Source organism: Caballeronia sp. INDeC2 (assembly GCF_023631325.1).
GTDB lineage: Bacteria > Pseudomonadota > Gammaproteobacteria > Burkholderiales > Burkholderiaceae > Caballeronia.
On the sequence record NZ_JALQDG010000046.1, the window covers coordinates 101,587 to 123,286 of the forward strand.

The 21,700-nt window shown below is 63.5% G+C and carries 19 protein-coding genes and 1 pseudogene; 10 read left to right on the forward strand and 10 right to left on the reverse strand.

Annotation, left to right across the window (positions count from 1 at the left end; translation table 11 throughout):
* Positions 1-7: 7 nt before the first annotated feature.
* From NCS28_RS30210 to pdxR, 4 genes are all read left to right on the forward strand, one after another.
* Positions 8-832: an IclR family transcriptional regulator gene (locus tag NCS28_RS30210; protein ID WP_250517462.1), complete on the forward strand. Its 825-nt coding sequence runs from the start codon at positions 8-10 to the stop codon at positions 830-832.
* Between the two features lie 209 nt (positions 833-1,041).
* Positions 1,042-2,718, forward strand: coding sequence for a GMC family oxidoreductase (locus tag NCS28_RS30215; protein ID WP_250517463.1), 1,677 nt, complete (start codon positions 1,042-1,044; stop codon positions 2,716-2,718).
* Between the two features lie 34 nt (positions 2,719-2,752).
* Positions 2,753-4,066, forward strand: a complete 1,314-nt coding sequence (locus NCS28_RS30220; protein WP_250517464.1) for an MFS transporter — start codon at positions 2,753-2,755, stop codon at positions 4,064-4,066.
* 129 nt (positions 4,067-4,195) lie between these two features.
* Positions 4,196-5,713 carry a MocR-like pyridoxine biosynthesis transcription factor PdxR gene (gene pdxR, locus NCS28_RS30225; protein ID WP_250517465.1) on the forward strand — a complete coding sequence of 506 codons (1,518 nt, stop codon included), beginning with the start codon at positions 4,196-4,198 and terminating at the stop codon, positions 5,711-5,713.
* A 10-nt stretch (positions 5,714-5,723) separates the two neighbouring features.
* Here the strand turns inward: pdxR and NCS28_RS30230 are convergent, their stop codons facing one another.
* The 6 genes and pseudogenes from NCS28_RS30230 to NCS28_RS30255 all read right to left on the reverse strand — a co-directional run bounded on the left by NCS28_RS30230 (position 5,724) and on the right by NCS28_RS30255 (position 11,133).
* Positions 5,724-6,257, reverse strand: a complete 534-nt coding sequence (locus NCS28_RS30230; RefSeq protein ID WP_250517466.1) for a cytochrome b — start codon at positions 6,255-6,257, stop codon at positions 5,724-5,726.
* Entirely contained in the window at positions 6,254-7,315 is a 1,062-nt protein-coding gene (locus NCS28_RS30235) for a catalase family peroxidase (protein WP_250517467.1), read from the reverse strand. The genes NCS28_RS30230 and NCS28_RS30235 overlap by 4 nt, the downstream gene beginning before the upstream one ends.
* Positions 7,316-7,782: 467 nt before the next feature.
* A pseudogene (locus NCS28_RS30240) lies at positions 7,783-8,093 on the reverse strand (VOC family protein).
* Positions 8,094-8,214: 121 nt separating this feature from the next.
* A complete protein-coding gene (locus NCS28_RS30245) occupies positions 8,215-9,741 on the reverse strand; it encodes a glycerol-3-phosphate dehydrogenase/oxidase (protein WP_250517468.1) in 1,527 nt (508 codons plus the stop codon).
* Positions 9,742-9,773: 32 nt separating this feature from the next.
* Positions 9,774-10,265, reverse strand: a complete 492-nt coding sequence (locus NCS28_RS30250; protein ID WP_250517469.1) for a cupin domain-containing protein — start codon at positions 10,263-10,265, stop codon at positions 9,774-9,776.
* Positions 10,266-10,272: 7 nt separating this feature from the next.
* Positions 10,273-11,133: a class I SAM-dependent methyltransferase gene (locus tag NCS28_RS30255; protein ID WP_250517470.1), complete on the reverse strand. Its 861-nt coding sequence runs from the start codon at positions 11,131-11,133 to the stop codon at positions 10,273-10,275.
* Positions 11,134-11,251: 118 nt separating this feature from the next.
* Here NCS28_RS30255 and NCS28_RS30260 point away from each other — a divergent pair, with 118 nt between their 5' ends.
* On the forward strand, positions 11,252-12,175 hold the full coding sequence (locus NCS28_RS30260) for a DMT family transporter (RefSeq protein ID WP_250517471.1): 924 nt from the start codon (positions 11,252-11,254) through the stop codon (positions 12,173-12,175).
* A 5-nt stretch (positions 12,176-12,180) separates the two neighbouring features.
* On the opposite strand, the gene NCS28_RS30265 is transcribed toward NCS28_RS30260, so the two are convergent.
* Positions 12,181-13,923 carry an IlvD/Edd family dehydratase gene (locus NCS28_RS30265; RefSeq protein ID WP_250517472.1) on the reverse strand — a complete coding sequence of 581 codons (1,743 nt, stop codon included), beginning with the start codon at positions 13,921-13,923 and terminating at the stop codon, positions 12,181-12,183.
* Between the two features lie 329 nt (positions 13,924-14,252).
* On the opposite strand from NCS28_RS30265, the gene NCS28_RS30270 reads away from it, so the two are divergent.
* The 5 genes from NCS28_RS30270 to NCS28_RS30290 all read left to right on the forward strand — a co-directional run bounded on the left by NCS28_RS30270 (position 14,253) and on the right by NCS28_RS30290 (position 19,509).
* Entirely contained in the window at positions 14,253-15,359 is a 1,107-nt protein-coding gene (locus NCS28_RS30270) for a sugar ABC transporter substrate-binding protein (protein ID WP_250517473.1), read from the forward strand.
* Positions 15,359-16,369 carry an ABC transporter permease gene (locus NCS28_RS30275; RefSeq protein WP_250517474.1) on the forward strand — a complete coding sequence of 337 codons (1,011 nt, stop codon included), beginning with the start codon at positions 15,359-15,361 and terminating at the stop codon, positions 16,367-16,369. The genes NCS28_RS30270 and NCS28_RS30275 overlap by 1 nt, the downstream gene beginning before the upstream one ends.
* Complete coding sequence (locus NCS28_RS30280) at positions 16,369-17,175, forward strand: ATP-binding cassette domain-containing protein (protein ID WP_250517475.1); 807 nt, start codon at positions 16,369-16,371, stop codon at positions 17,173-17,175. The genes NCS28_RS30275 and NCS28_RS30280 overlap by 1 nt, the downstream gene beginning before the upstream one ends.
* A gap of 14 nt (positions 17,176-17,189) precedes the next feature.
* On the forward strand, positions 17,190-17,933 hold the full coding sequence (locus NCS28_RS30285) for a FadR/GntR family transcriptional regulator (RefSeq protein WP_250517476.1): 744 nt from the start codon (positions 17,190-17,192) through the stop codon (positions 17,931-17,933).
* A 373-nt stretch (positions 17,934-18,306) separates the two neighbouring features.
* Positions 18,307-19,509, forward strand: coding sequence for a hypothetical protein (locus NCS28_RS30290; RefSeq protein ID WP_250517477.1), 1,203 nt, complete (start codon positions 18,307-18,309; stop codon positions 19,507-19,509).
* Here the strand turns inward: NCS28_RS30290 and NCS28_RS30295 are convergent.
* The 3 genes from NCS28_RS30295 to NCS28_RS30305 are packed head-to-tail and all read right to left on the reverse strand — an operon-like array spanning position 19,502 to position 21,689.
* Complete coding sequence (locus NCS28_RS30295; protein ID WP_250517478.1) at positions 19,502-19,822, reverse strand: Rieske (2Fe-2S) protein; 321 nt, start codon at positions 19,820-19,822, stop codon at positions 19,502-19,504. The two genes, NCS28_RS30290 and NCS28_RS30295, sit on opposite strands and share 8 nt — an antisense overlap.
* Positions 19,819-20,637 (reverse strand): intradiol ring-cleavage dioxygenase, encoded by an 819-nt coding sequence (locus tag NCS28_RS30300; RefSeq protein ID WP_250517479.1) that lies wholly within the window; start codon positions 20,635-20,637, stop codon positions 19,819-19,821. The genes NCS28_RS30295 and NCS28_RS30300 overlap by 4 nt, the downstream gene beginning before the upstream one ends.
* Complete coding sequence (locus tag NCS28_RS30305; protein WP_250517480.1) at positions 20,634-21,689, reverse strand: maleylacetate reductase; 1,056 nt, start codon at positions 21,687-21,689, stop codon at positions 20,634-20,636. The genes NCS28_RS30300 and NCS28_RS30305 overlap by 4 nt, the downstream gene beginning before the upstream one ends.
* Positions 21,690-21,700 lie beyond the last annotated feature (11 nt).

Sequence of the window (21,700 nt, forward strand, 5' to 3'; positions counted from 1 at the left end):
GCGCATCATGGATACGCGAGCCGATACCGAAGCGTTCGCTCTTCAGCCTGAAGCGACGGAGAGCGCGCCGCTCATCGACAACACGCGCACCGAAACGCCTACGCTGCGCGCCTTCAGCGTGCTCGAACATCTGGTCGCGGCGAAGGGCGCGCTGTCGCTTGCGGAGCTCGCGAACATCATCGGGCAGCCGAAGGCCTCGCTGCATCGCATGTTGCAATCGCTCGAAGCGGGCGGCTTCGTCGCGCGTGAGCCGGGCCAGAAGAACGCGTACGTGATCGGCCCGCGCCTCGAACGGCTCGGCGTCGACGTGATGATGCACAGCGGCGCAAGGCGTCAGCGCCACGCGATTCTGGAGCGCCTCGTCGCCGATCTCGGCGAGACCTGCAATCTGAGCACGCTGCACGACACGCAGGTGCTCTATCTCGACCGCTGTGAATCGCCGTGGGCGCTGCGGCTCGAACTGAAGCCCGGATCGCACGTGCCGGCGCATTGCAGCGCGAGCGGCAAGCTGTTGCTTTCGATGATGCCGCGCGAAGAACGCGCCGCCCTCATCCGCGCGATGCGGCTCGAACGCTTCACGCCCAGTACGCTCGACGACCCGAACCTGCTCGAAGCGGAACTGGATCGCATCGCGCACAAAGGCATTGCCGTCGATAACGAGGAGTTCGTGCTCGGCATCGCGTGCGTCGCCGTGCCGGTGTTCGATTCGCGCGGCAAATGCATCGCGGCCATCGCCGTGCATGGGCCGGTGTCGCGCATGGCGCTGTCGCGCGCGCTGACCTTTGTGCCGCGCTTGCAGGAAGCCGCCGCCGACCTCACGGCGACCTTCTGACGCGCCGCAGCATCTATATTTCGGATGACGAATCAATATCAGGGTCAACCCGAGGCCCACTCGCATTTCTGAATCGGATTTCGCACTTTCCGTTTCAGTTTCGCGAGCTTCCGCGCTTTTCTCTTGGCTTCCTCGCCCGCTTCTTCCACATTGAACGAAACGCAAACGAAACGATTCGTTCCAAAAGAAGACTTCAGGAGACAGGTGTCATGCAGCAGCAGGAAGTCGATTACGTCATCGTCGGTGCCGGTTCAGCAGGTTGCGTGCTGGCCAACCGTCTGAGCGCCGATCCGTCCAACGTCGTGATGCTGCTCGAGGCGGGCGGCTCCGACACGAGCCCGTGGATTCATATCCCCGTCGGCTACTTCAAGACGATGCACGATCCCGAGCTCGACTGGTGCTATCGCACGGAGGCGGACGATGCCGTCGCCGGACGCAGCATCGACTGGCCGCGCGGCAAGGTGCTCGGCGGCTCCAGCTCGCTCAACGGGCTGCTCTACGTGCGCGGCCAGCGCGAGGACTACGACCGCTGGGCCGCACTCGGCAACGCGGGATGGAGTTTCAGGGACGTGCTGCCCTACTTCAGGAAGTCGGAAGATCAGGAGCATGGCGCGAGCGAATATCACGGCGCGGGTGGGCCGTTGAAGGTATCTGACCTGCGTTTGCGCCGTCCGATCGCCGATCACTTCATCGCGGCGGCGCAGGAGATCGGCATCCCGTTCAACGCGGACTACAACGGCGCGACACAGGAAGGCGTCGGCTATTTTCAGCAGACAGCCTACAAGGGGCTTCGCTGGAGCACCGCGAAAGGCTTTCTCAAGCCGGTGCGCGATCGCCGCAATCTCATCGTGCGCACGCGTGCGCAGACCCGCAAGGTGCTGATGAACGGCAAGGAAGCGACCGGCATCGAGTACGTGCATGAAGGCGTCGTGAAGACGGTTCGTGCACGTGTCGAAGTGATTCTCGCGGCGGGTGCGATCGGCTCGCCGCAGATTCTGCAGAACTCGGGTATCGGTCCCGTGCGCGTGCTGAACAAGGCGGGCGTGCAGGTGAGGCACGAGTTGCCCGGCGTCGGACGCAATCTTCAGGATCATTTGCAGGTGCGTCTCGTCTTCAAGACGAGCGAGCGCACGCTCAACGACGAGGTGAACAATCCGTTCAAGAAGGCGCTCGTGGGCCTGCAATACGCGCTATCGCGCACCGGGCCGCTCACGCTCGCGGCGAGCCAAGTCGCCATCTTCACGCGTTCGTCTCCGGATGTTACGCGTCCCGACATCCAGTTCCACATGCAACCGCTTTCCGCCGACAAGCCCGGCCAGGGCGCGCATCCGTTCTCTGCGTTCACGTCGTCGGTGTGTCAGTTGCGGCCGTACAGCCGCGGCAGCGTCGAGATCCGCTCGAACGATCCGCTGCATTATCCCGCGATTCACGCGAACTATCTCTCCGATGAACGCGATCATCCCGTCGTGATCGGCGGCATCAAGGTGGCGCGCCGCATCGCCGCTGCGCCGTCGCTCGCCAGGCACATCGTGTCGGAGTTCGTGCCCGGTTCGCAGTATCAGTCCGATGCCGAATTGCTCGATGTCGCGCGCAAGTTCAGTCAGTCGATCTATCACCCGGCAGGCACCTGCAAGATGGGCAGCGACGCGCTCGCGGTCGTCGACGAGCGCCTCAAGCTGCGCGGCATCGGACGCCTGCGCGTGGTCGATGCGTCGATCATGCCCGAGCTGGTATCGGGCAACACGAACGCCCCTGTCATCATGATCGCGGAGAAAGCCGCCGACATGATTCTCGAAGACCGGCGCTATCAACACGTCGCGCGTGTGGAAGACGCACCCGAAGTCGTTGTGGAAAAGCCCGTGGCCCATGCAGGCCAGAGAGACTGAGCACAAGTCTCACACACACATCAAGGAGACAACCATGAACGCAACGCCCCGAACCGATGGCAAGCAGATGCGCAAGGTCGTCGTCGCCAGTCTGATTGGCGCGACGATCGAGTGGTACGACTTTTTTCTATACGGCGTGGTCGCCGGCATCGTCTTCAACAAGCTGTATTTCCCGAGCGGGGATCCGCTCATCTCGACGATGCTCGCCTACGGCACCTTCGCCGTCGGCTTTCTGAGCCGGCCGTTGGGCGGCGTGATCTTCGGCCATTTCGGAGATCGCGTCGGCAGAAAGAGCATGCTCGTGATGACGCTCACGATCATGGGCGTCGCGACGGTGTTGATCGGCATGGTGCCGACGTATGCGCAGATCGGCATCTGGGCGCCTTCGCTCTTGCTGTTCCTGCGCGTGCTGCAAGGCATCGGGCTCGGCGGCGAATGGGGCGGCGCGGTGCTGATGGCGTTCGAGTACGCGCCCGAGAACAAGCGTGGCTTCTACGCGAGCATTCCGCAGATCGGTCTTGCGTTGGGGCTGTGTCTGTCGTCGGGTGTCGTCGCGGGTCTGTCGCTCACGCTGACCGATGCGCAGTTCCTCGCGTGGGGCTGGCGCGTCGCGTTCTTCCTGTCGTTCGCGCTCGTGATCATCGGCATGTACATTCGGCTGAACGTGATGGAAACGCCGGAATTCACGCGCATCCAGAAGACGGGCAGCGAAGCGCGCATGCCGATCGTCGATGTGATCTCGAAGTATCCCGGCAACACGATCGCGGGCATGGGCGCACGTTTCATCGACGGTGTGTTCTTCAACGTGTTCGGCGTGTTCTCGATTTCGTATCTCACCGGAACGCTGCATCTGCAACGTACCGATGCCCTGTTCGGCGTGATGGTCGCCGCGTTCGTGATGATCTTCACGATACCGTTCTTCGGGCGGCTCTCGGATCGCGTCGGACGCGCGCGCATTTACTTCTGGGGCTCGCTCGCAACCGGACTGTCCGCGTTCTTCGGCTTCTGGCTGATGAAGAACAGCGGCGGCAACACGATGCTCGCGTGGCTCGCGGTCGTGATCCCGCTGGGCGTCGTCTATGCATCGATCTATGGTCCCGAAGCCGCGCTCTTCTCCGAGCTCTTCGATGCGAAAGTGCGCTACTCGGGCATCTCGTTCGTGTATCAGTTCTCGGGCATCTTCGCGAGCGGCATCAGCCCGATCGTCGCGACATGGCTCTTGCAACGCAATGGCGGCGATCCGTGGATGATCGCGGGATATTGCCTCGCGGCGGGCGTCATCAGCGCGCTGTCGGCGGCGTGGGTCGGCTTGCGGCAGCGGCGCGAGACAGCGTTTTCCATGAGCTGATCGTCCTCGCGTGGACATCGAGAGCCGCTGCGCCGGACCATCGGCGCGGCGGCTTTTTGTTGGACTGGCACGCCGTGCAAGCCGCACGTAATATCCGGATATCACCAGAACATTTCGCAGGAGAGATGCATGGCCACCCGCCCAGCCGCCACGCTTTGGGCGCAGCTCTTCGAGCGCTCGCGGGTCTCGGGGATGAGCTTGCAGAACCAGATCCGTCAGATGATCGTCAACGCGATCCTGAGCGGTCATATCGCGCCCGATTCCGCGTTGCCTTCGAGCCGCGAGCTCGCCGATCAGCTCAACGTGTCGCGCAATACCGTTGTGCTCGCGTATCAGCAACTCGTCGAAGAAGGCTATCTCGTGTCGCGCGAACGCAGCGGCCATTTCGTCAATCCCGCGACGGAGGAATTGCAGCGCGGCTTCACCGCGACGGGCGTCGCCGACACGGCGATCATCGAGACGCAGCAAGGTCATCCCGACTGGAGCGCGCGCATCCGGCATGCGCCTTCGAATCAACGCAATATCGTCAAGCCGTCGAACTGGCAGACTTACGAATATCCCTTCATTTACGGGCAATTCGATACCGAACTGTTCCCGACGAGCGATTGGCGCGAGAGCTGCATGCACGGGCTGTCGGTCATGGAGATTCGCAACTGGGCGCCCGATCTCATCGAACGCGACGACGAAACGCTCGTCGAACAGATTCGCACGCGCGTGCTGCCGCGTCGCGGCGTGTTCGCGATGCCCGACGAGATCGTCGTGACGAATGGCTGTCAGCAGGCGCTCTATCTGATCGGCGATCTCTTGTGCGGGGCGCAGGTGAAGGTCGGCATGGAAAACCCCGGCTATCCCGATGCGCGCAACATCTTTCAGCATCACAACGCGCAGATCGTGCCGCTCGAGGTCGATGAAGACGGCGCCGTCATCGACGATGAAAGCGTGATCGCCCAGTGCGATTACGTGTATGTCACGCCGAGCCATCAATGTCCCACTACGGTGACGATGCCGATCGAGCGGCGGCGCAGGCTGCTCGATCTGTCGGTGAAGCATGACTTCATCGTCATCGAGGATGACTACGAGAGCGAGAACACGTTCTCCGGCACGCCGCATCCGGCGTTGAAGAGCCTCGATACGGCGGAGCGTGTGGTGTATATCGGTTCGTTATCGAAGACGCTCGCGCCGGGTTTGCGGCTCGGGTATATCGTCGCGCCGCGCACGCTGATACGCGAATTGCGCGCGCTGCGTCGCTTGATGATCCGGCATCCGGCCGCGTACATTCAGCGCGCCTTCGCGACCTTTCTCGCGCTCGGTCATCACGACACGCTGTTGCGCAAGCTCGGGCGCGTCTACAAGGAGCGCGCCGAAGTGCTGATGGATGCGCTCGCCACGCATCTGCCGGAGCTGCGTGCATCGAAGGTGACGGGCGGCGCATCGTGCTGGGTCGAAGGTCCGCCGTGGCTCGACGCGACACGCCTCGCGAAAGACGCACAAGCGCTCGGCGTGTTGATCGAACCCGGCAGCGTGTTTTTCGCCGATCCCGCCGATGGTCAGCGATGCTTCCGCATGGGCTTCTCAGCCATACGCGCGGAGCTGATCGAGCCGGGCGTGCGAGCGCTCGCCCAGGTCGTGCAGCAGCGGCGCTCTTGAGCTTGCGCGTCTATTTCCAAGGGGCCATCGCATGGAACACGCCGTCGCGCCGCACGAGCGCATGAAACAGCGCCGCCGCGAGATGCACGACGATCAACGCGAAGAAGCACAGCGCAAGAAAGCGATGCGCGTTCCAGAGCAGCGTATGCAGCGAATTGCTATGAGGCAAAAGCGACGGCACGTGAAGGCCGAATAGCACGACGGGATAATCCGCCGCGGACAACATCCCATAGCCGAGCAGCGGCAACGCGATCATCAGCGCGTAAAACGCATAGTGCGACAGATGCGCGGCGAGCTTCATCGGCTCCGGCATGTCAGCGGGCAACGGCGGCGCACCGCGTGCGATCCGCACCGCGAGACGGATCAGCGCCAGCACGAGAATCGCGATGCCGAGCGGCTTGTGGATGGATACGAGCGTCAGATAGTCCGGCCTCACCGTCGACACCATGCCGACGCCGATGAACAGCATCGCGAGAATGCATATCGCCATGATCCAGTGCAGGGCGCGTTGCAGCGGCGAGAACCGCTCGTTGATCGCGTTCATGGCTTGGCTCCTTGCGCGGGCGTGTGCGGGTAATACTTGTCCTCGGCGGTGCGTCGATTGAACGACACGGAGTACGCGGCCGAGCGCGCGGCGGGGAACGGATCGTCGGATACGCGCATGCCGGACGGCAGCACGGTCGGGTCGAAGTTGAGATCGCGGCATGCGCCGCCGGGTTCGGGTTCGATCGCTTTGACGACGAGCGTGCCCACTTCCACCGTACGACGATCCTCCGGCCAGGCCTTGCTCGGATCGGCGGTGGGATCGCCGGGATTCGCGACGGTGACGACCATCGCCCAGCGCTGCGGCGTGCTCCGCACGCGCTGCGTGATTTCGGCATCGAGGAAATTCGCGCCCTTCTGCTTGAGCTCGTCCGGCGTGAGGTTCTCGGGCTTCGCGGCGGGAATGAAGGACCATCGCACGGTCTGATCCTGTCCGTCCGCGTTCGTGAAGACGAAGCTGTTGAGGCTGTTGTAGCGTTCGTCGGCATACGAGGCCGTCCACGGCGCGCTGCCCGCCCATGCGCCGAACGCGCCGATCTCGGGATGCGCGGCGGCGAACTTTTGCATCGACTCGGGATCGTTCTTGTTCGCGAGCGCGCGTTGCAGGTCGTAGAAGGCCTGCGGGGTCGCGACGGGGAAGAACGGGGCATCGATCATCGCGGAGCGCCACTCGCTCGTGTCGGGCATCACGATGCGCAGGCTCAGGCCGCGCACGCGGGCCATCGCGTCGGATGCTTGCGGGTCGGGCGTCGAGAGATTGAATCGGCCCGTGACGGCATACGTGCCCGGCATGAACATTTTGGCTTTGGAGATTGCCGCGCCCGAGCCGTTCGATTCGAAGTCGCCGGTGAAGCAGATGCCCTTCGCGTGATTGCGCCTGAACCCCGGCACCGCGCCGCCGGGGGGCGCGAGGCTGCCGACGATCTTCGCCGGCGTGAGGCGATGCGGCGTGAGCCAGCCGCCCGTGTAGGCAAAGGCCGCCACCAGCACGACGACGATGGCCGCGATAAGAATCAGCGCGGGAAGGGGCGAACGGGGGGAAGCGGGTTTGTCAGTCATCGTAGTCTCTCGATCAACGATTCTGTTGCACGGTAATCTATCAGCGTGAGGGGAATCGTGCCAGCAACGCGCAAAATTCGCAGAGACCCCTTCGTGGAGCTACGCCCTCTGCCTCCTAGCAACGCCCGCAGCCACCACAAGAACCCGACCAAACGCGACGCCCAATCCCACCATAACCGCCGCTTTCACCACCATCGGCCACTTCCGGACACTCACACGATCGCCGCTCATGCTTCCCCTGGTCCCGCGCCATCCACACTCTGACCGCTTCGGGCGACGCGCGCGGAAATTCGCGTCGTGTCAGCGCGATTTTTGGCGGGGCCGCGGCAATTTCATCGTGATCGTGATGATGTCCACCGTCGTGCGCGCGCCGCTGCGCGACGATCGGAATGATCGTGTCTCGCATGTCTCTCTCCTTGTGGGGTGCAGCAACAGCTTATGTATGTGGTCCTGCGGTGCCGCCGTGACTACTCGTAATGTCCATGCCGCTCGAGCACTTCGATCTTGTAGCCGTCCGGGTCCTGAATGAAGAAGTAACGCGCGATCAGCGAGCCGTCGTCGTTCTTGAACTCGCGCACGTCGTTGGGCGTGAGACCGAGACCGATGAGACGCTCGCGCTCCGCCTTCACGCGTGCGTTTCATCGTTACGCAGATAGGCGAGCGTGAAGTCCGGAAAGTCCAGCCGATGCGCAACGCCGAGATCGAAAGCCTTCTGATAGAAATCGAGCGAGCGTTGCAGATCCAGCACGCGAATCATCGTGTGAATGAGTTTCGACATGGGAGCCTCCTCCTTGTTAGACAAGTTTAGGAAGCGGCGCGCGTAAAGGGTAATGGCGGGTTAAATCGGGCAGTAGGCGTTTCCCCGAGGCGCACGCGCGCCGGCCGGGGAAATCGAGCCGTTACGACAACATCCAGGTTCGCGCGAAGTCATCGAAACGCGCGACCTCTTCGGATTGCCACTGCGGGCTTCGTCCGAGCTCTTCCGCCACGATTCGCGCGACTTCCGGCGCGGCCTCGCGGGCGGCGGCAGCATCGAGAAACAGCGCGCGATTGCGCCGCGCCAGCACATCTTCGACACAACGCGCGAGTTCGGCCCGAACCGCAAAGCGCGTCTGCGCCTCGGTCAGCCCGCTTGCCTTCACCAGCACGTTCCGCGCGCCCGGCAGACGTTCGATCAACGCGGCATCGGAACCGTAATGGCCGCGTTGCTCCGCCGTCGCGCCGTGCAGCGGCAGCGACGCCGTCCGGCAAGGCGCATCCGGCAACAAGCGTTTCGCGACGGCCAGATCGATGACCTGCTGCGCCATCAGGCGATACGTCGTCCACTTGCCGCCCGTCACGGTGATCATGCCCGTCGCGTTCATTTCGATCGTATGTTCGCGCGAGAGCGCCGCCGTCGATGCCTGCGCGCCGGCCTTCACGAGCGGACGAAGCCCCGCCCATACGCTCAAAATGTCGTCACGCGTCGGCTTGACGGACAGATAGTCCGACGCCGTCGCGAGAATGAAGTCGATGTCCTCGTCGCTCGCGCGCGGGTCGAGCGGCAAGTCCTGACGCGGCGTGTCCGTCGTGCCGACGATCGTGTGACCATGCCACGGCACCATAAAAAGCACGCGGCCGTCTTTGGTCTTCGGCACGAGAATCGCGTCGTTGCTTTGCAGGAAGCGGCGCGGCAAGGTCAGATGAACGCCCTGGCTCGGCGCGACGATCGGGCGCGCGCCGGGATCGGCCATCGCGCGGATCGAATCGACCCAGACGCCCGTCGCGTTGACGAGGCAGCGCGCGCCGACGCTGAGGCTATCGCCCGTTTCGACATCCGTCACCGACAGCCGATGATGTCCCGCCGCGCGATCGAAGCCGACGCCAAGCACGGCGGTATTGTTCAGCGCGAGGCCGCCGAGATCGAACAGCGTGCGCATCAGCGCGATGGCGAGACGCGCGTCGTCGAACTGGCCGTCGAGGTAAAGCGTGCCGCCGCGCAACGCGTGACCGTCGAGGCTGTCGGCGAGCATCGGCGATTTCGCGCGCGTTTGCGCAAGGCTCAGACTGCGGCTTGCGCCGAGGTTCGACGCGCCCGCGAGCCAGTCGTACATCTTCAATCCCGCGCCGTAGATGAACTTGTCGGCGAAGCGATACGCCGGAACGACGAATCCGAGCGCATGCACGAGATGCGGCGCGTTGCGCGCGAGCAGGCCGCGCTCACGCAGCGCTTCGCGAACGAGCGGGACGTTGCCTTGCGCAAGATAGCGCACGCCGCCGTGAACGAGCTTGGTGGCCTTGCTCGACGTGCCCTTGGCGAAGTCGCGCGCTTCCAGCAGCAAGGTTCGATAACCGCGCGATGCCGCGTCGACGGCCGTGCCGAGGCCGCTTGCGCCGCCGCCGATCACGACGACATCGAATACGGGCGTCTTGTCCAGTTCGCGCATGAGCGTTGCGCGGTCAGAAGGCGTGATGTCTGTCACTTGTCGTTGTGTTTGCAAACCTGGAGGTTCGTCGAATCGATCAGCGTGCCGTCTTTATGAACGAAGCGGCCGTCGGCGTTGGCGCTCATCATGTCGATATCGGAGCACGTCGTGAGGTCTTCATACACACGGCTGCCGACTTCAAGATACACGGCCACCCTGTCCGAACGATTGATCATGTGATGACCGTTGCCCGTGCCCTTCGGAAACGCCGCGCAATCGCCCGCGCGCAATGTCGTTTCGCCTTCGTTCTCGATCAGCACGAGTTCGCCTTCGAGCACTTGGACGAACTCGTCTTCGTGCGAATGCCAGTGACGCTGGCTCGACCATCCGCCCGGCGGCAGACGCATCAGATTCACGCCGAAATCGTTGAGGCCGCCCGCATCGCCGAGACGCTGGCGGATGCGATCGGCGCACGGCGCATCGAAGGGCGGCGGATAACCCGAGCCTTTTAACTCGGGCACGGCGGCGAGATCGATCTTGGGCATGACGAGCCTATGTATTGGCGATCAGCAGTTCCTCGGCATTGCTCGGCGGACGCAGGCCATCGGTTCTGTTGGCAAAGTATCGCTGTGTCAGATCCGCAGCCGATACGTGCCGTGCATCTTTGAAGCCCGCATCGCGCGCCAGCGCCTGAATGTCCGCCGGCATGAAGAAGCTGATGAACGGCGTGCCGCTCGCACGCGCGCCCTTCTCCGCCATCTCCAGATCCGGACGCACGTCGGGGTCCGCGAGTTCTATCGGCAGCAGGAAGGTCATCGCGAAGGTCGATCCCGACGCAAAGCCCGCGACCTCGCGCAACGTGGCCGCGTTCGCTTCCTTCGTGAGATACATGCTGACGCCCGTCGATGCGACGATAGCGGGCCTGCTTTCATCGAACCCATTTTCTACGAGCTTCTCGCGCCACGATTCTCCCGCTTCGAAATCCACGGGAACGAAATGCAGCCGCTCCGGCACGCCATAGCCCAGTTCGATCAGACGCCGGCGCTTCCATGCCTGCGGCCCCGGCGGATCGACTTCGAAAATGTTCAGCCGCGCCGCGATCTCCGGCCTGCGCTGCGCGAAGCTGTCGAGACCCGCGCCGAGGATCACGTATTGCGCCACGTCGCGATCGAGCGCTTCCACGACGAGATCTTCGATGAAGCGCGCACGCGCCACGATCGACGCACGGAAAGGCCGCGTGAACTGCGGGTTCATGTCGCCGCGTTCGCGCCAGTTCGCATCGGGCGCGAGCAATGCGAGGCCGATGGTGTCTTCCAGTACATGGGGCGGCGCATCGGCTTCGGCGTGCAGCGCGCGCCACATCGCGACGCGCGCGGCGGTGCTGTCGGGTGCTTCACTGGTGTTGTCGCTCATGGTTCAGCGTTCGATCGAATCGATGATGTTGTAAGCACAGAATGTCTCACACTTCGCCGGCGTCGTCTCGACCACTACAATCGGTACTTCCGCTGCACACGAACACAAGGACGCGAACATGGCGCAGGCGCCGCGCATCGACCGGAATGAAGAAAGCAGCACGCAGAACGAACGCCGCTGGCTCACCATCGGCGGCCCCATTCTTTTTCTGTTGCTCTGGTCCGCGGGTTTTCCGATTGCGAAGACCGGCCTGCATTACGCGTCGCCACTGACGTTTCTGTCGATACGCTTCGCGTTGAGCGTCGGCGTACTGCTCGCCGTGTGCGCGGTGCGGCGTCCGCAATGGCCGCGCAATGCGGGCGCGTGGCTGCATCTCGGCGTCGTCGGCTTTCTCGTACAGGTGATGTACTTCGGACTCAGCTATCTGTCGATGACGGCGGGCATCGCGACATCCGTGCTCGCGTTGATCGTGTCCTTGCAGCCGATTCTCGTGGGCGTGCTCGCGCCGAAGTTCGTCGGCGAACGGATCGGCGTGCGGCGCTGGATCGGCTTGCTGCTCGGGCTCGCGGGCGCAGCGGGCGTGATCGCCGCGCGCGGGCCGCTGCATGCGGATGCGCTCGGACCGGTGCTGCTCGCGATCGGCGCGCTCATCGGCATCACGGGCGCGATGCTGTACGAGAAGCGGCTCGGCACGGCGCAGGATCCGGTTACGTCGAACCTCATTCAATACAGCGTCGGCTTCGTCTTTTGCGCGCCGATGGCCCTCGCCTTCGAACACACGCAAGTGCAATGGACGCCCACGTTCATCGCCACGCTCGCCTATCTCGTGATCGGCAATTCGCTGATCGCGATCACGCTGCTGCTCGCGTTGACCCGCGCGGGCAAGGTGTCGCAAGTGGCGTCGCTGTTCTTCTTCATCCCGCCCGCGGCCGCGGTGCTGTCGTACTTCTTTCTCGGCGAAGTGTTGCCCGCAGCCGCATGGTGGGCGATGGGCGTCGCGGTGCTCGGCGTCGCGATTGCAACGTGGAGCCCGCGCAAATGACGCCCTCAGTGCGAATGCTTCGGCACGTCCGCGCCACGGCAGCCGACGAGAAAGTCGAAGTCGCAACCTTCATCGGCTTGCAGCACATGCTCGACATATAGCTTGCGATAGCCCGTGCGATCTTCGGGAATCTCGCTCTTCGCCGCTTGCCACGCATCGAGACGCGTGCGGATTTCGTCGTCGTCGATATCGATGCGCAACACGCCCTTGTCGCAATCGAGCTCGATCCAGTCGCCGTCGCGCACGATCGCAAGCGGCCCGCCGGCGCGCGCCTCGGGCGCGACGTGCAGCACCACCGTGCCATACGCGGTGCCGCTCATGCGCGCATCCGACACGCGCACCATGTCCGTCACGCCTTGCGCCAGCAGCTTCGGCGGCAAGCCCATGTTGCCGACCTCCGCCATGCCCGGATAACCCTTCGGGCCGCAGTTCTTCATCACGAGCACGGAGTCCGCCGTGACATCGAGATCGGGATCGGCGATGCGCTGCTTGTAGTCGTCGAAGTTCTCGAAGACGACCGCACGGCCGCGATGTTTCAGAAGCGCGGGCGTCGCCGCCGATGGCTTCAGCACCGCGCCGTTCGGCGCGAGATTGCCGCGCAGCACGCACAATCCGCCGTCAGCGACGAGCGGCTTTTCGATCGGCCGGATCACTTCGTCGTTGTAGAGCGGCGCTTCCTGCACGTTCTCCCACAGCGTGCGGCCGTTGGCCGTGAGCGCATCCGGATGCGGAATCAGGTTCGCTTCGCCGAGACGTCTCAGCACCGCTGGCAAACCGCCCGCGTAGTAAAACTCTTCCATCAGGAAGCGGCCCGAAGGCTGCAAGTCGACGAGCGTCGGCGTGCCGCGGCCGATGCGCGTCCAGTCGTCGAGCTCGAGCTTCACGCCGATGCGTCCCGCAATCGCCTTCAGATGGATCGCCGCATTCGTCGAACCGCCGATCGCCGCGTTCGCGCGGATCGCATTCTCGAACGCCTCGCGCGTGAGCAGCTTCGAGAGGCGCAAATCTTCCAGCGCCATCTCGACGATACGCATGCCCGACAGATGCGCGAGCACATAGCGACGCGAATCGACGGCGGGAATCGCCGCGTTATGCGGCAGCGTGACGCCGAGCGCTTCGGCCATGCACGCCATCGTCGATGCCGTGCCCATCGTGTTGCAGGTGCCTGTCGAGCGCGACATGCCCGCTTCCGCCGACATGAACTCGTGGATCGAAATCTTGCCCGCCTTGACCTGCTCGCTCAGTTGCCACACGACCGTGCCCGAGCCGATGTCGCGGCCGTGATGCTTGCCGTTCAACATCGGGCCGCCGGAGACGACGATCGCGGGCACGTCGCAACTCGCCGCGCCCATCAAGAGCGCGGGCGTCGTCTTGTCGCAGCCGACGAGCAGCACGACCGCATCGACGGGGTTGCCGCGTATCGCTTCCTCGACGTCCATGCTCGCGAGATTGCGCGTGAACATCGCGGTGGGCCGCAAGTTCGATTCGCCGTTCGAGAACACCGGAAACTCGACGGGAAAGCCGCCCGCTTCATACACGCCGCGCTTCACATGCTCGGCGAGCTTGCGAAAGTGCGAATTGCACGGCGTTAGTTCGGACCACGTATTACATATGCCGATGATCGGCTTGCCCGCGAACTCGTGATCCGGGATGCCCTGGTTTTTCATCCAGCTCCGGTACATGAAGCCGTTCTTGTCGGCCGTGCCGAACCACGCGGCCGAGCGGAGCTTGGGTTTTGGGGCGCTCATGGCTATGCTCACTCTGCAAGAAAGTCCTATAAATAGCATGACTATATGGACCGCACGTACCGGGAAAACGCTAATCGCAACGTCAAAACACTCTGCATATAGTTTGTCTATTGAAGTCGGCGCGCGGGCTTCGCAGATCCCAATTACTAGTTCAAACACGCCGCGCTTTCGAATCGCCCTCTCGCACATTGCTCGCATCGTCATCCGCAACGCTGCGGTCTTTCATCCATGAAAGCCGGGTGCGGACGACATGCCGTGAAACCCAGTATCTGAACGTGATCGACGATGAGTCGACCCATCGACCAACGAAGAAGAGACCGGAGGAAGACATGGCGCAAGATCGGGATGACGACGCAAAAGAGAACAAGCTCATCAGTGCGGGCAGACGCGGCATCATGCAGGGCGCGGGACTCGGCGCGGCGCTGTCGCTCTTGGGCGGCGTGGCCGGCGGCGGCGGGCTGATCTCGACCGCGCAGGCGGCCGAAGCGGCGTTCCCGCAGCACAAGAAATGGAAGATCGTGTTCGTCAATCACGTGACGACGAATCCGTTCTTCGTGCCCACGCAATACGGCATTCAGGATGCGTGCGCCATGTTCGGCATGGACTATCAGTGGACAGGCTCGGCCACGTCCGACGCGGGCGAAATGGTGCGCGCGGTGAACTCCGCGATCGCCGCGAAAGCCGATGCGATCGCGGTGCCGATCGTCGATCCGAACGCATTCGACAAGCCCATTCAGGCCGCGCTCGACGCCGGCATTCCCGTATTCGCTTACAACGCCGACGCGCCGCGCGGCAAGTCCAATCCGCGGCTCGCGTATATCGGCCAGGATCTGTATTTGTCGGGCTATCAGATGGGCGAGCGCATCGCGAGCCTCATCGACAGCGGCCTCGTCGCGCTCTTCATTGCGACGCCGGGCCAGTTGAACATCCAGCCGCGTCTCGACGGCGCAAGCGATGCGATCAAGAAGTCCGGCAAGAAGATCGACGTTCAGACGGTGGCGACCGGCGCAACCGTCAACGAGGAACTGTCGAAGATCAAGTCGTTCTATCTCGGCCATCAGGATCTGAAAGGCATGTTCGCCGTCGATGCAGGCAGCACGCAAGGCGTCGCGCAGGTGATGAAGGAATCGAATCTGCCGTCGAAGGGCGTGCATGGCGGCGGCTTCGATCTGTTGCCGCAGACCATTCAGCTCATTCACGAAGGCTTCCTCGATTTCACCATCGACCAGCAGCCGTACGTGCAAGGCTTCTATACGGTGATGGAAGCGTTCGTGTTCCTCGCATCGGGCGGGCTCGTCGGGCCGGCGAACATCAACACGGGTCTCAAGTTCGTGACGAAGGATACGGTCGAGCCTTACCTCAACACTTCGACGCGTTACGAAGGCAAGACCACCAAGCCGCAAATCGTGCCGATGAAAGGCGCGATCAAGTCCTGATGAACACGGTGAACGAACCTCGTAAAGCAACCACGCCCGCGCGCACCGGCAGTCCGCGCGGTGCGTGGGCGTCTCATTGGGCGCCCGAGTTGCGCATCCTGTTGGTCGCCTTGCTGCTCGCGGCGTACTTCCAGTTCGTCAATCACGACTTCCTGCTCAGCAACGCGAGCCTCGTCAATCTTTCGCAGTACGTTGCGCCGGTCGCGATCATCGCGTTCGGCGAAATCATGCTGATGATCGGCGGCGACATCGATCTCTCGGCGGGCATGGTGTTCGCGTTCGCGCCGTTCATGATGGTGTTCGCCAACGATGCGGGCGCGCCGATGTGGCTCGCGGTCATTGCCGGGCTTATCGCGGCGGCGATCATCGGCTTTATCAACGGCGCGGTGACGGTCTACTTGCGCCTGCCTTCGTTCGTGACGACGCTCGGCACGCTCTTTCTCATCAACGGCATCACGCTGACCGTTTCGCGCGGCACGCCCGCCGCGACGCCCGGCTCGCCCGAGTTCGCCGCCGTGATGGGCGCGTGGGGCTATAGCGAGATCATCTGGACCGTGGCGATCGCGTTCGTCATGCATGTGCTGTTGCGGCATACGCGCTGGGGTCTGCACACGCAGGCAGCAGGCGCGAACGCGCTCGGCGCGAGCGAAGCGGGCATCCACGTGAACCGGCTGCGGCTCGGGAACTTCGTGATCGCCGCGGTGCTCGCGGGCTTCACGGGCATCCTCGAAAGTTTCCGCATCACGTCGATCGATCCGCAAGCGGGCGGCAATCAGATCATGTTCCTCGCGGTCGCCGCAGCGGTGATCGGCGGCACGCCGTTGACGGGCGGCTCGGGCACGATCGTGGGCGGCTTGCTCGGCGCGGCGGTGCTCGGCATTCTGAGCGACGGCTTTACGCTCATCGGCATCAACGCGTTCACCTTCAACATCATTCTCGGAGCCGCGATTCTCGCCGCGATGATCTTCAACATCCACGTCGGGCGCATCCGCCGCAGGGGAGCACGGTGATGGCTGAACCGCAAACGGCTCCCGCCGCATCCGCCGATCTCGCACTGCGCGGCGACAACCTCGTCAAGCGCTTCGGCGCGGTCACCGCGCTCGACGGCGTGTCGCTTTCGCTCGGCAAAGGCGAGATTCTCGGCATTCTCGGCGACAACGGCGCGGGCAAGTCCACGCTCGTCAAGATTCTCACGGGCTTTCATCAGCAGACGAGCGGCACGCTCTCCGTGCACGGCGAGGAGACGCTGCTCAAGTCCGTCGATCATGCGCGCGCGCTCGGCATCGAATGCGTGTATCAGGATCTCGCGCTCGCGAATTCGCTGTCGATCTATCACAACATGTTCCTCAATCGGGAGATCGTGCGGGGCGGGCCTGCCCGTTTATTGCGTCTCGTCGATCACAAGCGGATGCGCGAGCGTGCGGCGCAATGCCTCGAGGATATCGGCGTGCATGTGCCTTCCGTCGATCTGCCCGTCGAGCGTTTGTCGGGCGGTCAGCGTCAGGCCATCGCTGTCGCCCGGGCGGTGCATTCGAACGCGAGAATCCTGCTGCTAGACGAGCCCCTCGCCGCGATGGGCGCGCGCGAAGCCGCGCTCATCATCGATCTCGTGATGCGCCTGAAGGAGAAAGGCGGGCTCTCGATCATCATGATCATGCACAACTATGCGCAGACGCTCGACATCGCGGATCGCATCATGTTGATGCAGCGCGGACGCGTGACCTACGAGCAGCGCAGCGCGAATACGTCGGTCGCGGAGTTGATGGATATCGTGAGGCGGGAATATCGGGCGATGCGCGCGACGACCGCAAACTAGCATCGCGCCGCATCATGGATTACCGCAACCCCAAGCAACGCAAGAGCATGCACGGGCGCATCGTGCAGGAGCTCGGCATGCAGATCGTGAGCGGGCGCATCAAGCCGGGCGAGCGTCTGCCTGCCGAGCCCACGCTCTGCGAAAGTTATGGCGTGAGCCGCCCGGTGCTGCGCGAGGCCACGCGCGTGCTGGTTGCGAAGGGGCTCGTCGTGTCGAAGCCGCGCGTGGGCAGCGTCGTGCGCGCGCGCGATGAATGGCACATGCTCGATCCCGATGTGCTCGTGTGGACCATCAGTCATCTCCCCGAAGGCGAGTTCTTCCGCTCGCTGATGGCGGTGCGCCAGATCATCGAACCCGCCGCCGCCGCGCTCGCGGCCATCTCCGCTAGCGATGAGGACATCGCGCGCATCGCCGCCGCGTATGAACGCATGGAAGGCGCGCAAACCGCCGCCGATCTGCTCGATCCGGATCTGGAGTTTCATCGCGCGATCATGACGGCGACGCATAACGACATGCTCTCGTATATCGGCAACATGCTGTCGCTCGCGCTCAGCGAATCGATCAAGTTGACGAGCCGTCACCCGAACACGCACGCGCTGTCATTGCCGCGTCACAAGGCGATCTTCACCGCGATCGCAAACCGCGATGCGCTCGCGGCACGTCAGGCGAGCGTCGTGCAGCTCGACAATGCACGCGCCGACGCCACCACGATTCTCGGCGGCGCGGCGCTCGAAACGGATCGGCCGCTATCGGGGTAAGAATTCCCGATCCTGCGCGGTCGTAACGTTTGCCAGATGCGAAAAATGTTCAAGTCGCATCCATCCCCGCCGTAAACCCTATTGAGACCGGCTTCGACGCGGTCTCCTCTTCGCCCCCTGCCTCCGGCAGCGCCCATCTCCGGGCGGTTCATCGGGGCTGACAGACGAGCATTCCACCATCCTTGCGTTCGACGCGGGATGAAGGTCCGTCATCGGTCCGTCCGCGTTCGCCCGGACGACTCGCGGAACGTGCGCCTACTTCGTGGACATGGATATTGACCATTTAGTAGTGCGTATCGACATGATGAATTTTAATCGACCCAGTATTCCGGCTTTCCGCTTCGTTCGATGCAAAGCCGTTACGCTCGCAGCCTTGACGAGCGTGCTGCTCGCCGCATGCGGCGGCGGTGGCGGTGACAGTGGCGGCAACAACGCTTCATCGGCCGCCGTATCGGTTCCGGCATCGGATGTAGCGGGCACGGGAACATCGAAGATCACGACGAGCCCCGCTCCCGCGACTGGCGCCGTGAGTACGCCCGCGACGAATCCCGAAGTCGCCGACAGCACTGTCCCTGCCGGCGGCGCATCGTCGCCCGCGGTCAGCGCGCCCGATCCGGCCTCCGGCACCGGCGACACCACGACGCCGCCGGTGTCCGCCCGACTCTTCTACGGCGTGAACGGGCACAACAACGAAGGCGGCGCCTACGATATTTCCAGCCCCGCGCTGCAGCTTGCGCAATTGCAGGATCTGGGCGCGAAGCTGTATCGCAACGAGGTGTATAGCCAGGGCACCGCGAACAAGCTCGCGGGCATCGCTCAATTGATGGCGGCCGGCGGCGTCACCGTGTATCCGGTCATGCTCATGGGCATCGACACGCTCCATAGCGAAACCGAAGGCTACGACGCGGGCTTCACGCTCGGACAACAAACGGCGACCTCGCGACGTTATCCGTACTACGAGGTCACGAACGAGATGGAAGCCGAGCTTCTCGTCGGCAATGTCGATGGCGTCTATCCGCAGCAGTTCGATATCGTGAAGTTCAGGATTCTGCGCGGCGTGATTCGCGGCATGATCGCGGGCATCAAGTCGGTGGATACGTCGGGCAAGATCATCATGGGCGGCGGCACGTGGCTGCATTACGGCTTTCAGCAGATGCTCGCGGCCGGCATGGAACCCGATGGCAGCACCGGGCATCCGGTCGTCGATTGGGACATCACCGCGTGGCACTGGTACTCGGAACAGGGCGACATCACCAACGCGTGCGGCGGCACCGGTTGCCATAACGTGCTCGCCAAGCTCCAGGCGCTCGGCAAGCCGATCTGGATCAACGAGTTCGGCGTGCGCCCGAACTATGGCACCGATCAGGCGATCGCCGCGTATCTCGTCGGCAATCGCATGATGGCGCAGTTCGTGGCGCTCGCATCGACATACGGTATCGAATCGATCCAGAGCTACGAGCTTTACGACGATCCCGTAGGCGGAGAAGGCGCGTTCGGTTTGCTGAGGAACGATGGCTCCACGCAAAAACCCGCTTACGCCGCCTACAAGAGCTTCGTCGCGACACATCCTATGTGATGTCCGTGCCTTCGATCATGACGCGGCCATTCTCGATGCGGATCGGAATCCGCCTGAGGCTCGCGCCGAGACACGGCCCATCGACGCACATGCCGTCTTCAAAGCGAAACATCGCGCTGTGATGGGCGCACATCAGCAGTGCGCCTTCGTAAGTCCAGAACGCGTCGGGCTCGTAGTTGAGCGGTATCGAGAAATGCGGACAGACGTTGCGATACGCCCACGCTTGGCCGCCGCGACGCAGCACGAGAATCGAGGGCGCGGCTTCGAGGCCGCCGCCATCGGGTATGTCGTGGAGCGCGCAGATCGTGTTCACGCGCGCTCCTTCGCTATCAGCGTGAAATCGCGCGCTACTTCGTACCCGCCGTCGTTCGGCACATACTCGATGACGAGCGAAGGCTTTACACCGAACACCGCATCGGAGTTCACGTAAGGATCGTCGGACGAATAGAGCGCGGTCGTCAGCGACTCGTAGCCGGGCGCGTCGATACGAAAGTGGATATGCGCGGGACGCATCGGATGCCGTCCCGTTGCGAGCAGCATCTGACCGACCGGGCCATCGGTCGGAATCGGATAGCTCGTCGGCTTGATGGAATGAAACGCGTACGCGCCTTGCGCATTCGTGCGAAAGCGTCCGCGCAGGTTGCCCTCGGGCTGCTCGGGATCTTGGCCTTCATACATGCCGTTCGGCGCGGTCTGCCAGACTTCGATCAGCGCATCGGCGAGGGGCTTTCCGCTCACATCGCTGACGACGCCATGAAAGAACACCGGCTCGCCATCGCTTTGCGCGATGTTCGCGGCGAAGGCCGAGTGCTTCACGCCGTCGCGATAGAACGGGCCGAGCAGACTGCTTTCGGTCGCGGCTTCGTCGTGATGCTGGTTGATGTCGTCGAGCACGATGGAAAGCCCCAGCGTATCCGACAGCAGAATGAACTCCTGCCGGATGCCGTCGCACTTCTTGCCGGTCGCCGTCAGGAACTCGATGCCGTGCCGCCATTCGTCGTGCGTGAGGTTCACTTCGCGCGCGAACGCGTGCAGATGGCGCACGAGCGCGGTGACGATTTCCTTCGTGCGTGCGTCGTCGCACTGGCTGAAGGCTTCAGTGACGTTCTGCGTAAGCGACTCGTTCATGGTCGTCGTCCTTCGTAGGCCGCTTCGATCAATGCACGCAGCGGCGCGCGTTCGATCGGCCGCGGATTCCAGTACGGGCTTTTCAACGCGATATCGACGGCGATATCGATATCGCTTTCCTTCATGCCGATATCCTTCAGCGCAGTCGGCGCGCCGTTCACGCGCGCGAGTTCGAATGCGCCTATGGCGGCATCGTCCGAGCCGAGCGCGCGCGCGATGCACTTCATCGCGCCGGGCGCGGCGTCGCGGTTATAGGCGAGCGCATGCGGCAGCACGATGGTATGCGTCTCCGCATGCGGCAGATTGAACGTGCCGCCGAGCGTATGACACAGCTTGTGATGCAGCGACATGCCGACACTGCCCAGCACCGCGCCGCATAGCCACGCACCGTAGAGACAATCGCTGCGCGCATCGAGATCGTCCGGCTTTGCGACGACCTTTCCGATGCCCTGCGCCAACGCGCGAATGCCTTCTTCCGCCATCAGACTCACGACGGGATTCGCGTCCTGCGCATAGAGCCCTTCGGCAGCGTGCGCGATGGCGTTGACGCCGCTCGTCACCGAAAGCGGCGCGGGCAGCGACACCGTGAGTTGCGGATCGTAGATCACGGTCTTCGGCAACACGCGCATGTCGCGGCCCGTCTTCTTCAGGCCTGCTTCGGTAAGGCCGTAGATCGGCGTCATCTCCGAGCCGGCGTAGGTGGTCGGCACGGCGAGTATCGGCAGCGACGATGTCAACGCGATCGCTTTGCCGAGGCCTGTCGTCGAGCCGCCGCCGACGGCGATCGCGCAATCCGCGCCGATGCGCTGCGCATACTCGCGCGCCTCGCGCGCCGTTTCGACCGGCACATGCATCACCGCTTTCGCAAACACGCCGGCCGCGCGAGGCCCGATGCGTTCGGCGAGCGCTTCGGCCTGGTCGCGCTGCGGCGGCGTTGCGAGGATGAGCGCGCGCTGTGCGCCCAGAAGCTCGATCTCGCGTTCGATATGTTCGATGCTTCCCGCACCGAATACCACGCGCGACGGCATGCCCTGATAGATGAACGATTGCATGATTCCCGATG

Coding starts and splice junctions, on each gene's coding strand:
- NCS28_RS30210 (WP_250517462.1), top strand. CDS start 8: ATGGATACGCGAGCCGATACCGAAGCGTTCGCTCTTCAGCCTGAAGCG.
- NCS28_RS30215 (WP_250517463.1), top strand. CDS start 1,042: ATGCAGCAGCAGGAAGTCGATTACGTCATCGTCGGTGCCGGTTCAGCA.
- NCS28_RS30220 (WP_250517464.1), top strand. CDS start 2,753: ATGAACGCAACGCCCCGAACCGATGGCAAGCAGATGCGCAAGGTCGTC.
- pdxR (WP_250517465.1), top strand. CDS start 4,196: ATGGCCACCCGCCCAGCCGCCACGCTTTGGGCGCAGCTCTTCGAGCGC.
- NCS28_RS30230 (WP_250517466.1), bottom strand. CDS start 6,257: ATGAACGCGATCAACGAGCGGTTCTCGCCGCTGCAACGCGCCCTGCAC.
- NCS28_RS30235 (WP_250517467.1), bottom strand. CDS start 7,315: ATGACTGACAAACCCGCTTCCCCCCGTTCGCCCCTTCCCGCGCTGATT.
- NCS28_RS30245 (WP_250517468.1), bottom strand. CDS start 9,741: ATGCGCGAACTGGACAAGACGCCCGTATTCGATGTCGTCGTGATCGGC.
- NCS28_RS30250 (WP_250517469.1), bottom strand. CDS start 10,265: ATGCCCAAGATCGATCTCGCCGCCGTGCCCGAGTTAAAAGGCTCGGGT.
- NCS28_RS30255 (WP_250517470.1), bottom strand. CDS start 11,133: ATGAGCGACAACACCAGTGAAGCACCCGACAGCACCGCCGCGCGCGTC.
- NCS28_RS30260 (WP_250517471.1), top strand. CDS start 11,252: ATGGCGCAGGCGCCGCGCATCGACCGGAATGAAGAAAGCAGCACGCAG.
- NCS28_RS30265 (WP_250517472.1), bottom strand. CDS start 13,923: ATGAGCGCCCCAAAACCCAAGCTCCGCTCGGCCGCGTGGTTCGGCACG.
- NCS28_RS30270 (WP_250517473.1), top strand. CDS start 14,253: ATGGCGCAAGATCGGGATGACGACGCAAAAGAGAACAAGCTCATCAGT.
- NCS28_RS30275 (WP_250517474.1), top strand. CDS start 15,359: ATGAACACGGTGAACGAACCTCGTAAAGCAACCACGCCCGCGCGCACC.
- NCS28_RS30280 (WP_250517475.1), top strand. CDS start 16,369: ATGGCTGAACCGCAAACGGCTCCCGCCGCATCCGCCGATCTCGCACTG.
- NCS28_RS30285 (WP_250517476.1), top strand. CDS start 17,190: ATGGATTACCGCAACCCCAAGCAACGCAAGAGCATGCACGGGCGCATC.
- NCS28_RS30300 (WP_250517479.1), bottom strand. CDS start 20,637: ATGAACGAGTCGCTTACGCAGAACGTCACTGAAGCCTTCAGCCAGTGC.
- NCS28_RS30305 (WP_250517480.1), bottom strand. CDS start 21,689: ATGCAATCGTTCATCTATCAGGGCATGCCGTCGCGCGTGGTATTCGGT.